Raw genomic sequence first — 11,611 nt, forward strand, 5'->3', positions numbered from 1 at the left:
ATATAATCTCTCTGCGCGTTTCAACGGAGAGCCGATCTACTACTCAGATCTCCGCTCTTGATAAGGCAGGGTGTCCCAAAAAGAAACATCTTTTTCATGAATCGAGCCGTCAGCGATTGCCCTAACTGCCGCATCCAAAGCGACAACCGTTTGTCGAATTAAATAACCGTTGCTTTTTTGTCCAATAACATAGCTACCAATGTAATGGTCTGACATCCCACGCATCTCAAATAGCAATGTCGAAATTCCATATTCAACTGCAATGCCATTTCGGCCAATGGCCTCTGATGAGCCGCCAACATATTTTCCAAGATGCCCCCATCCTGTCGGCTCGATGGCATCAAAAATTACAGCCCCTAATTGTTTGGAACGGTAAACAACTTCTTCATCTGCATTAGGAGAAGTTGGATAAAGAATAGAGCCGGATACTAACTTGCCGTCCCGTTCACTGTTTGCCCCTTGATGGTGCAAGTCGATCATATAATCGATGTGATATTTGCGGAGCACGTTGTTATGTAGCGCCTTTGTCTCCGGATATTGTTTATTTACATGATCGCGATTCAAATCAGCGCCAACGGCATTATACCTCGTCAAATGGCGGTCTCCGCTTGCGATATAATCATCGAGCGGAAAATCAACATCCCCCATCGCCCCGTCCGGGTTTAGCATCGGCACGATTAGTACATTGACATGGTTCAAGACGTCTTTCATTTTCCTTGTCCCAAGATGTTTAATAAACTCCAGAGCTCCTTCTGTCGTCAATTGCTCATTGCCATGCTGTTGAGTCAAAAATAAAATGGTCGGATGATCCGGGTTTTTGATGTACTTGACGAGATATAGGTCTCTTCCTTTGATGGATTGCCCAATCACTTCTAATTCCATCTGTTCTTGTTTAGCGTCCTGCTCCTTTAAGAAGGCAACCATCTCTTCATAAGTGTGGAGTATAGCGGTTCTAACCGTTTCATGCCCTCCATAATTCGGCCCATTGCCGACCGCCTCTACAAACGGCAACTGGATAGCGGCACTGCTCGCCAGAAGGCCCCCAGCAACGGTCAACATGAGTAATTTTTTCTTCATTGCTCACCCTCCTTATCATTTACTCATTTTATTCTAAATTTTTTTCATTTTCCTTTCGTCTATGGATAAAACAGGAATTTATAACTAATATCAACAAAAAAGATAGGATAAACGAGCTATCCTCCTTGGATCAGTATGAAGACTCGGAAGAATCCAGCCATACAAAGAGCCTATTCCCTTTATCTAGAAGTGAGCTCTCCTATATGTTAAGCACGCCCTCGGATTCAACCTTTCTTTCCCTTTCACCTACAATATGCGGCAAACCTCCGCCTTTCCCACCAGCAAACAGAAAAAACGCCTTTCCTTGACAGGAAAAGGCGCTTTGCTACGTGCGTTTTTTACAATAAGCCATCAGTTTCAATCGGTTCAAAAAATATATGACTTTCTTGTCTGCTGTGAATCATTCCTAAGGAGCGGAACAAGTTTACTTCATGTTTACATTTCCAACACCAGCTTCGCCACCGCCTCAACGTGCGCCGTGTGCGGAAACATGTCGACCGGCTGGATGTAGTCGACGCGGTATTGGGCCGCCAAGGCATCGAGATCACGGGCAAGGCTGGATGGGTTGCATGAGACGTAGACGACCGTTTGCGGGCGAACGCGAAGGATCGTCTCAAGCAGCGCTCGGTCGCAGCCGACGCGGGGCGGGTCGACGATGATGACGTCCGGCTTCCAGCCTTCGTTCACCCATTTGGGCAGCCAATATTCGGCTTTGCCGACGACATAGTGCGTGTTCGTAAAGCCATGTTTGTCCGCGTTTTTCTTGGCGTCTTCAATCGCTTCGGGGATCGTGTCCATGCCGCGCACTTCTTTCGCATCGCGGGCGAGCCACAGCCCGATCGTGCCGACGCCGCAATAGGCATCAACGATCCTCTCTGTTCCGGTGAGAGCGGATGCCTTTTTCACTTCATCGTACAATTTCACCGTTTGGATGGGATTAAGCTGGAAAAAGGCGCGCGCGGAGAGCTCAAATGACAAATCACCGAGCGTTTCTTGAATGTATTCATCTCCTGCTAGCACTTCTGTCTCGTCGCCGAAAATGAGCGAGGTTTTTTCGCCGTTGATGTTTTGCACGATTGATTTCACTTCCGGAAGGCGGCGGTGGATTTCCTCGATCAACAACTCTTTGCGCGGAATGTCTTTTGTCGCCGTCACCAGCACAAGCTGAATGTCGCCCGTATGGAAGCCGACACGGACGACGATCGTCCGCACGACGCCTGTTCTTGTCCGCTCGTTGTAAATGGGGATGCGCAAATCTTGCAAAATCGTTTTGACAATGTTGGTCACGCGCGTCGTTTGTGGGTGTTGGACGCGACATTCCGACAAGTCGATGAGCCGGTGTGAGTTCAGGCCGTACAGCCCGGCGAGCACCTTCCCTCTTTTCATCCCGACTTGAAATTGGCTTTTGTTTCGGTATTGCCACGGGTCGGCCATGCCGATCGTCGGGCGGATGTCGAGTTTGTCGACATCGAGGCGGCGGGCGTGGCGGCGCAATGCTTGGATGACGATGTCGCGTTTGGCTTCAAGCTGCGCTTCGTACGATAAGTGCTGGAGCTGGCAGCCGCCGCACTGATCATAGAGCGGGCATGGCGGCTTGATACGGTTTGGCGAGCGCTTGCGGATGTGCTTGATTTTCGCCTCGGCGTAGGTTGGATGGATGTCCGTCGCTTCGACGACGACTTCTTCCCCCGGCAACGCGCCGGGGACGAAGACGACTTGTTTTTGGAAATAGCCGACCCCTTCGCCGTTAATGCCGATCCGTTGAATGGTCACAGGAAATTGGTCGCCTTTTTTGATTTTGATGTTCGTTTGTTGCTTTGCCATATCGGTCCCTCTCATTCGATACTTCTCCATAAATAAAGCGCCGCATAGCTGGCGTACGGCTTCCACCGCTCGCTAAGCGCCGCCATCTCTTTTGCGGTCGGCCGCTTCGGAAGCCCGAATTGTTTTTCAACCGCCCGCTGCAAGCCGATATCCGCCGGCGGGAAGACGTTTGGACGGCCAAGGCCGAAGAGGAGGAAGTTTTGCACCGTCCACGGGCCGATGCCGCGCACGGCGGTCAGCCGCTCCATCACCTCGCCGTCTTCCATCTGCTTAAGTTCATCAAGCCGCAGCTTTCCGTCAGCGATGAGACGCGACACATCGACGATATATTCCGCTTTCCGCCCGCTCAGCTGCAAGGCGCGCACATCCTCGTACGAACGGGCGGCCACTTCTTCCGGGCGCGGGTAAAACCAAACGCCATCCACTTCTGTTCCGAACGTTTTCACAAACCGCTCCGTCAGCCGATAGCCGACTTTGAGATGAAGTTGCTGATGGATCAAACATTTGATGAGGCAAAAATATAGATCAAAATCGAGCACAAGCGGCATTCCTTCATACTCGGCAAACAGCGGCGCCAGGTCAGTGCGGCGGAAATGCTCGTAAATGGGCCCGAGCGGCGTCCGCCATTGAAACAGATGCGAAATCCGCTCCATCACCTCGTCTTGCCGCTCGGGAAAAGGAGCTGAAACGACAAATCTCGGGTCATCTTTTGTGCCGACGCCTTCCACCGTTACGGGCACGAAACAGCCGTCGAGGGCGAGCGGCACGGTGATGCGCTGCCGTTCCCGATCCACGGCCAACAGCGGGTCGAGCGAAAGCCGCTCAAGGGCGTGGGCGAAATCGTACGGCGCCGGCACCGTCACTGTTTTTGTCCACATCGCATTCACCTGTTTCTTTCGTCCGTATCCTCATTATAACGAAAAAGACCCGCTGAACCAAGCGGCTCACGGGTGGGGCCATTTTTCAAACGAAACCGCTTATGGGCGAAACAGCCACGGATGGAGTCCCATCTTTTTCGCCATCAATTCATCTAAGCTGGCAAACGTATACCCTTGTTTGCGCAAGTCGTCGATCACTTTCGGCAGCGCCTCGGCGTTGTCTTTGGACACGGAGTGCAGCAGCAAAATCGCGCCTGGGTGAATTTGTTTCATGATTTGGTCATAGGCATATTGCCAGCCGCGCTGACGGTCGGTTTGCCAATCGACAAACGCCAGCGACCAAAAGACGTGGTAATAGCCGAGCTCGCGGGCGAGGGACAACGTCCGTTCACTAAAAATGCCGCGCGGCGGACGAAGGTACACCATCCCTTTTTGCCCGGTCAGCTCTTCCGTCTTTTCCTTGACTTTTTCCAGCTCTTCGCGCACCCGCTCATCGCTTGCGGTTGTTAAATCGGGATGGTGCCACGAATGGTTGCCGATGATGTGTCCTTCCGCCGCCATCCGTTTGACTAAATCGGGCGCGGTTTGCAAATAATGGCCGGTGACAAAAAAGGCGGCCGGCACATGTTTTTCTTTCAATACGTCCAAAATTTGCGCCGTATAGCCGTTTTCATAGCCGTTGTCAAACGTCAAGTAAATCGTTTTTTCACTCGTATCGCCTAAATAAAACGCGTCATATTTGGCAAGCAGCTCATCGAGCTCTTTTCCCGCCGACGGGGGCTCGTGGTTTTCGCTCCGCTTGAATCCCCAATGGATCGCTTGATTGCTTGCGGCAAACGCAGAAGCGGGAAAAAGCGCGATCGCCAAAACGAGAGAAATGAGCCATCTCATGCCTGGTTCCTCCTTGGCCGCCGTCTTTTCCTCTTTTTTATTGTTTTCGCCCTCAGCTGCTTTACGCACGCCATTTTTTGCAAAAAAAGCATTCATGAGCGAGCGTTGCTCGCCACCTTGGCATGAAAATAGCTGATCAAGGCGGCGGATTTGCACGGAAAACATCCATCGGCAGGCGTTGCTCACCGCCAGCATGAGAAGGGTTGATCAAAGCAAGGCATTTTCACAAAAAAGAAGCCCCAAAAGCGGATGCTTTTGGGGAGTCACGCTGCCAATCGTTTCTTCACGTTTATTTGAACACCGGTTCTTTGAATTGGGCCAGTTTTTCCAACGATGATTTTTCTACATCTTCATGCAAGCTGTTGCCGTGCGAGTCCATCGTAACGACGGCGGTGAAGTTTTCAACACGCAAATGCCACATGGCTTCTGGAATGCCAAATTCCATGAGATCCACGCCTTCGACTGATTTGATACAGTCCGCATAATATTGGGCCGCGCCGCCGATGGCGTTTAAGTACACGCCGCCGTGTTCTTTTAACGCTTGCAGCGTCTTTGCGCCCATGCCGCCTTTGCCGATGACAGCGCGGACGCCGAATTTTTTCATAATGTCGCCTTGATACGGCTCTTCGCGGATGCTGGTCGTCGGGCCGGCGGCTTTGGCGTGCCAGCGGCCGTCTTCGTCTTTTAGCATGACCGGGCCGCAATGGTAAATGATTTGCCCGTTCAAATCGACGGGGGCATCGTGATCCATCAAATATTTATGAATGGCGTCGCGGCCGGTGTAAATGACGCCGCTGATGCGGACGACGTCGCCGACGCGGAGCTTCCGCACTTGTTCTTCCGACAGCGGCGGAACGAGATCGATGACGCGCGCCTCTCCTTGTTCAAGCGCCGCAGCGGCTTCCGCTTTTTCCAACTCTTTTGCAAAATCGACGTCTTCGCCGTCTTGGTACAGCCATTCGATGATCTCACCGGTGGCCGGATCGATTTTCACGCCCATGCGCCGGAACGCCCAGCAGTTGTAGGCGACGGAGACGAAGAAGCTCGCCGGGATGCGATGCATGACGCCGATTTTACAGCCAAGCAGCGTCGATTCGCCGCCAAAGCCCATCGTGCCGATGCCGAGCTTGTTGGCGTTTTCCATAATGTATTCTTCCAGCTGGCGCAATTCTTCAATCGGGTTGACGTCATCAACCGGACGGAACAGCTGTTCTTTGGCGAGCTCATAGCCGGATGAGCGGTCGCCGCCGATGCCGACGCCGATGAAGCCGGCGCTGCACCCTTGCCCTTGCGCCTGATACACCGCATGCAAAATGCATTTGCGGATGCCGTCCAAATCACGGCCGGCGCGGCCGAGCCCTTCGAGTTCACACGGCAGGCTGTATTGGATGTTTTTGTTTTCACAGCCGCCGCCTTTTAAAATAAGGCGAACGTCAATGTAATCGTTTTCCCACTGTTCAAATTTAATGACCGGCACGCCTTCCCCTAAGTTATCGCCGCTGTTTTTGCCGGTGAGCGAATCGACCGAGTTCGGGCGCAGTTTGCCATTTTTCGTCGCTTCGACAATGGCAGCCCGGATCGCTTTTTTCATTTCGATTTGGTTGACGCCGACCGGCACTTTGATTTTAAACGTCGGCAAGCCCGTATCTTGGCAAATCGGCGATACGTTTTCGTCCGCCATTTGAATGTTGCCAACGATTGTATCCAACGCCATCGCCGCCCGCGTGCCGGCGTTTTCGCGCGCTTTCGCCCGAGCGATCGCTCGACGGACGTCCTTCGGCAGCTTCGTCGACGTCTCGACGATCAAGTCGTACATGCTTTGCTGGAACTTTTCCATTTGTCTAAACGCCCCTTCCCCTGTTCATCGTGCATAGGCAGTTGTCCTTATCTTTTTCTATTATACTCCGTTTCTCGCTGTTGTGTAAAAAATCTTTCTTTTCCATCTCATGATGGCTCCTTTCTCATCATACGAATGGGGTAGAGGCAAAACAGCTAAAACGATTGACAAGGGCTGCTAAGGCGGCTAATAATGAACGATGGAACTTTTTTATAGAGAGAGGAGAAAGCGATGCGTTCATCCGCCATGCCGGCCATTACGCCGGCGTACGATCCGTGGGAGGCGTACGTTGATCTAGAAGAGTATGGAAAGTTGGAACTGACGAACGTCGAGTTTACGACAACGACGCTTTGCAATATGCGCTGTGAACATTGCGCCGTCGGCTATACGTTGACAGCGAAAGATCCCGAGGCGCTGCCGCTTGAGTTGTTGCTCCGCCGGCTTGAAGAAATTCCGCATTTACGCTCATTAAGCATCACCGGCGGCGAGCCGATGCTGTCATTAAAATCGGTTGAACAATACGTCGTTCCGCTTCTCCGCTATGCACATGAGCGCGGGGTGCGAACGCAGCTGAATTCGAATTTGACGCTTGACTTGTCCCGCTACGAAAAAGTGATTCCGTATTTGGATGTGCTCCATATCTCCCACAACTGGGGGACAATCGACGATTTCATCGACGGTGGATTCGCTATGATGGAGCGGAAACCGACGCGCGCCCAACGCGAGAAATACTTCCAGCGCATGCTTGACAATGCAAAAGCGCTGGCCAATGCCGGCGTGATGGTATCGGCGGAAACGATGTTAAACAAACGGACCGTCCGCCATTTGGAAACGATCCATCGCCAAGTCGTTGAGGAAATGGGCTGCCGGCGCCATGAAATTCACCCGATGTACCCAAGCGATTTTGCCAGCGCCTTAGAGACGCTAAGTCTCGATGAGCTGCGCGCGGCGATCCACCATTTGCTTGACATTCGCGATGAAAACGTCTGGATGTTGTTTGGCACGCTGCCATTTTACCCGTGCAGCGACAATGAAGACGATCTTCGCCTATTAAAGCGGCTGTATGAAAGCAAAAACGTCACCGTCCGCAACGACCCTGACGGCCGTTCGCGGCTTAATGTCAACATTTTCACCGGCGATGTCATCGTCACCGATTTCGGCGATGAACCGCCGCTTGGCAACATCGTCCGCGATTCATTGCCGGATGTGTATAACCGATGGCGGCGCTCGAAAATCGCCAATGAACTTCTTTGCCACTGTCCGGCCGCGCGCTGCTTAGGGCCCAATGTGCTCGTCAAGCAGACGTATTACCGCGGCGTCGATTTTACAAAACGGGCGGCGCGCATCGCCCGATAAACAGCAACGCCGCAGAGGCAAGCGCATCATCGGCCATGCGCATAAAAAAGAGGAGGCCCAAAACGCGCCTGCTTTTTGGGCCCGACTCTTTTATCGCGGCTGCTCGCTGACGACATAGGACATATACAGCCGGTCTTGCACCGGAATCCATGCCCCGACCCCTCTTGTCGTCACGTTTTTGACAACGATTTTCTTTTTGTTTCCTTTCAAGACGATATACACTTCCCCGTACGTCACTTTCCCTTTTTCATTCACAGCCGGAGCATACGCATACAAATAGCCCATTTTTTTCGCCGGCACGTTGTACGGCTGATCCTTTTTCGTGCCAAGACCGACAACGGTGCTGAAAGCGAGCGGTAAATTTGTTTTTTCCATGGCCTTGTTCAACATCATCCGTTTGACGGCGTCTTCATTCGGCACTTTCACCGTCAAGCCGCCACGGACGTATTTTTGCATTTCCTGTTTGTAATACAGTTTTTGTGCTGTGTCGCCGCCGCGGTTGTCGAGAAAATTCGTATTGACCTTTTGATACTCCCAATTTGTTGATGTTTCGAGCGATTGGTAGTTGAGCGGCCATTGGCCTAAATAAATCGTCGCTCGATAGCCAACGGCCCATGGCGTGTCGGTCGCCGAAGATTCATTAAAGAGATGGATCAATTCGGGATTCTCAATGTTCACATTGGCCGATTTCAGCAGCTGTTTCGTAAACGAGCTTGGCTCTAGATGCGGCAAGTCTTGCGTTGGATTCGGGTATGTGTTCTCTTTCGAGATATCGATCACCGCACCGGGCGCCGGCTTTCCGGAAGCCGCCAATGCCGGGAACGCTGCCGCATACAGAAGCAGTGCGCTCGCAAACAGCGAAACCGCCCATTTTTTCATCGCATTCGCTCCTTTCTATCTCATATTCACTGTTATTTTCCGTCAAAACGCACCGTTTATCCGTGACAGTGAAAATTTCTTCCGTCCCGGCGCCGTGCCTCTGTCCAAAAAACCCGAGCGCCAACCTCCCGGGTGAATCCGTCAAAGCAAATAAAAACCAATGCCCATAATGATATAGGCCGCCAGCAGCGTCGCCCCTTCAAACCAGTTCGTATCGCCGTCGTTGGACAATACGATCATCAAGAGCACCGAAGCGGCCATCGCGACGAGTTCGGGAAGTGAAAAGACAAGCGGCATTTTTTCCGGAAACAAAAGCGAAACGAGCACAAGCACCGGCGCGACGAACATGGCGATTTGCAAGGTCGAGCCGACGGCGATCTCGACGGCGACGTTCATTTTATTTTTGTATGCCATCATGACAGCCGAAGCATGCTCCGCCGCATTGCCGACGATGGCGACGATGATGATCCCGATAAACAGCTCGCTCCAGCCAAACGACTCCGCCACGGTTTCGAACGTATGGACGAGCCGCTCTGACAAGTAGGCAACCGCGAGCGTAGCCAGTGCCAAAATGGCGGTCGCTTTTCCTTTTCCCCATTCCGGCTCCTCATGTTCTTCCGCTTCGTCCGATTTATGCTGGTATACGCCGCGGTGGGTGACAAGCCGGAAGTAAAGGGCAGCGATGTAAAGCAAAATCATAATAATCGAAATGCCGACGCTCAACGCAAGCCGTTCGCCGCCGTCCATTTGCATTGTAAACACTTCCGGAATGACAAACGCGACGAAAATGGCAAACGTCAGCAGCCCGGCGTTATGGCGGGCGTCATAAATATTGAATTCTTGCCGTTTATATTTCAAACCGCCGACAAAAAACGATAACCCGGCAACCAACAGCAAATTTCCCAGCACCGAGCCGGTCAAGGAGGCGAGCACGACATCCACGAGTCCGGCTTGCAAGGCAAAAATCGAAATGATCAACTCGACCGCATTGCCAAAGGTGGCGTTTAACAGCCCGCCGATGCGCGGTCCGGCGACGATGGCCAAACTCTCTGTCGCCCGCCCCATATAGCTGGCGAGCGCAATGATCGTCAAACAATACAGCCCAAACATCAAGACGGTCGGCCAGTGAAGAAAGCCGCCGATTACTGACACCGGCACGCCGATCCATGCCATCCAGGCAAACAACCTGTTCATTTGTGTTTCTTCCACCTTTCCCATCAACATTTTTTCGTTGCATTGATCGTTGCTTGTATGTACGATGGAATACGGGCCAGCCGTTCCGCCGTGAAAAGACGGATTCTGTTTGTTCGCGGGCTGGCCAATTTAAAGAAGTGAGGGTATGACGATGCGTTTTGCCATTTTAACTGCGGTCGTGGCCATCTCTGGCTTGTCCCAAGGAATGTTGCTTCCGCTGTTAGCCATGTTGCTTGATGAACGCGGCGTCCCTTCGTCCGTCAACGGGGTGCATGCTGCTGCTCTATATATCGGCGTGCTGGCCATTTCACCGTTTCTGGAGCGGCCGTTGGTGAAGTATGGGTATCGACCCATCATTCTCCTTGGTGGTTCTATTGTAATATGTTCGCTTACTCTTTTTCCACTTTTTTCTTCATTTTTTATTTGGCTGGCTCTCCGTTTTTTGATCGGGGTCGGCGACCATATGCTTCATTTCGCGACGCAGACATGGATCACCGACTTTTCGCTGCCGGCTAAGCGCGGGCGGCGTCTGTCACTGTATGGTTTGGCATTCGGCCTTGGTTTTACAGCGGGCCCGCTTCTCGCTTCGCTCGCCTCGATCAATGAGGCGTGGCCGTTTTATTTGGCCGCTCTCCTCAGTTTCAGCGGATGGGTGGCCGTCTTTTGGCTGCCAAAGGAAAAACCGAAGCCGTTTGAACGCTCTTCCTCAGCCGCCGGCCGGTGGGTCGGTGCATGGAAACATGCATGGCCAGCGCTCTTGCTGCCGCTTGCCTACGGCTTTTTGGAAGCGTCCCTTCATTCCGTGTTCCCGCTGTATGCCTTGCGCAAGCAGATGAGCGCCGAACAGATCGCCTTCATTTTGCCGTTTTTCTCGTTAGGCGGCATCGTCTTTCAGCTCCCGCTCGGGGCGCTCAGCGACCGGTTCGGGCGGCGGACCGTCATCACTTGCGCCTTGCTGGCCGGCGCCAGCTGTTTTTTGGCCGCGCTCACGGTCGGTGCGTCCACTGTCGGGCTCGCTGCCTGTCTGTTTGCCGCCGGCATGTTTACTGGCTCCCTTTTCTCCCTTGGCATTGCCTATATGACCGACTTGTTGCCGAAAGCGCTCCTCCCGACCGGCAACTTGTTGTGCGGAATGCTGTACAGCCTCGGCAGCATGGTGGGCCCGCCCCTTGCCGGAAGCGCCGTCGATGCGGCAACGAACGCCTTTTTTCTGACGGTCACCGCTGTTCTTCTCATCCCCGCCGTCTGCCTTGCCGGACGGCAGGAACAGGAAAAAGCGGCTTGACCGCTTTTTTATTTTTTGTTTTTTTTAAAAAAATCATTGACCATTTTATTTTCACTGTTATATAATAAAAACAAGATAACAAGTTACTGTTTTAAAACAGAAAAAGGAGTGGCGATGATGAGCAGAGCAGAACGGAAAAACATGATCGAGTTTATCGAAAAAGTGCGGGGGTTGTCGCGGGAAGAGCTCGCCTGCATGACTGACGCCGAGATCGAGTACATTTACGAGCGGTATTACCACCATCATGAAGAAATTGTGGAGTAAAGCGCCGTTCGCTGACCGCCCCAGCGAAAGGGGCTGACCCAAAAGTCCGCCAAAAAGCGGACTTTTGGAGTCAGCCCTCTCTGGTTTTTGTATATTTTACCAAACGGAACAAAATTCCGACTCTGT

At 52.5% G+C, this 11,611-nt stretch carries 10 protein-coding genes; 3 read left to right on the forward strand and 7 right to left on the reverse strand.

The window, feature by feature from the left end:
• Positions 1 to 39: 39 nt before the first annotated feature.
• From CV944_RS09355 to CV944_RS09375, 5 genes are all read right to left on the reverse strand, one after another.
• Entirely contained in the window at positions 40 to 1,077 is a 1,038-nt protein-coding gene (locus CV944_RS09355) for a M14 family zinc carboxypeptidase (protein WP_015373944.1), read from the reverse strand.
• Positions 1,078 to 1,512: 435 nt separating this feature from the next.
• Positions 1,513 to 2,916: a 23S rRNA (uracil(1939)-C(5))-methyltransferase RlmD gene (rlmD, locus tag CV944_RS09360; protein WP_100664103.1), complete on the reverse strand. Its 1,404-nt coding sequence runs from the start codon at positions 2,914 to 2,916 to the stop codon at positions 1,513 to 1,515.
• Positions 2,913 to 3,779: a DNA-3-methyladenine glycosylase family protein gene (locus tag CV944_RS09365; RefSeq protein WP_100664104.1), complete on the reverse strand. Its 867-nt coding sequence runs from the start codon at positions 3,777 to 3,779 to the stop codon at positions 2,913 to 2,915. The genes rlmD and CV944_RS09365 overlap by 4 nt, the downstream gene beginning before the upstream one ends.
• 99 nt (positions 3,780 to 3,878) lie before the next feature.
• Positions 3,879 to 4,670, reverse strand: coding sequence for a delta-lactam-biosynthetic de-N-acetylase (gene pdaA / locus CV944_RS09370; protein ID WP_100664105.1), 792 nt, complete (start codon positions 4,668 to 4,670; stop codon positions 3,879 to 3,881).
• A gap of 289 nt (positions 4,671 to 4,959) precedes the next feature.
• On the reverse strand, positions 4,960 to 6,507 hold the full coding sequence (locus CV944_RS09375; protein ID WP_094239571.1) for a fumarate hydratase: 1,548 nt from the start codon (positions 6,505 to 6,507) through the stop codon (positions 4,960 to 4,962).
• 231 nt (positions 6,508 to 6,738) lie between these two features.
• Here CV944_RS09375 and yfkAB point away from each other — a divergent pair, with 231 nt between their 5' ends.
• Positions 6,739 to 7,863 carry a radical SAM/CxCxxxxC motif protein YfkAB gene (gene yfkAB / locus CV944_RS09380; RefSeq protein WP_033008306.1) on the forward strand — a complete coding sequence of 375 codons (1,125 nt, stop codon included), beginning with the start codon at positions 6,739 to 6,741 and terminating at the stop codon, positions 7,861 to 7,863.
• A gap of 90 nt (positions 7,864 to 7,953) precedes the next feature.
• On the opposite strand, the gene CV944_RS09385 is transcribed toward yfkAB, so the two are convergent.
• Together CV944_RS09385 and cax are read right to left on the reverse strand one after the other, a co-directional pair.
• Positions 7,954 to 8,742 carry a YfkD famly protein gene (locus CV944_RS09385; RefSeq protein WP_033008303.1) on the reverse strand — a complete coding sequence of 263 codons (789 nt, stop codon included), beginning with the start codon at positions 8,740 to 8,742 and terminating at the stop codon, positions 7,954 to 7,956.
• A gap of 141 nt (positions 8,743 to 8,883) precedes the next feature.
• Positions 8,884 to 9,936, reverse strand: coding sequence for a calcium/proton exchanger (gene cax / locus CV944_RS09390; RefSeq protein ID WP_033013951.1), 1,053 nt, complete (start codon positions 9,934 to 9,936; stop codon positions 8,884 to 8,886).
• 151 nt (positions 9,937 to 10,087) lie between these two features.
• On the opposite strand from cax, the gene CV944_RS09395 reads away from it, so the two are divergent.
• Both CV944_RS09395 and CV944_RS09400 read left to right on the forward strand, forming a co-directional pair.
• Positions 10,088 to 11,221, forward strand: coding sequence for an MFS transporter (locus tag CV944_RS09395; RefSeq protein WP_100664106.1), 1,134 nt, complete (start codon positions 10,088 to 10,090; stop codon positions 11,219 to 11,221).
• A gap of 117 nt (positions 11,222 to 11,338) precedes the next feature.
• Positions 11,339 to 11,485, forward strand: a complete 147-nt coding sequence (locus tag CV944_RS09400; protein ID WP_033008327.1) for a BH0509 family protein — start codon at positions 11,339 to 11,341, stop codon at positions 11,483 to 11,485.
• Positions 11,486 to 11,611: the final 126 nt, after the last annotated feature.

This window comes from Geobacillus sp. WSUCF-018B (assembly GCF_002809985.1).
GTDB classification, from domain to species: domain Bacteria; phylum Bacillota; class Bacilli; order Bacillales; family Anoxybacillaceae; genus Geobacillus; species Geobacillus thermophilus.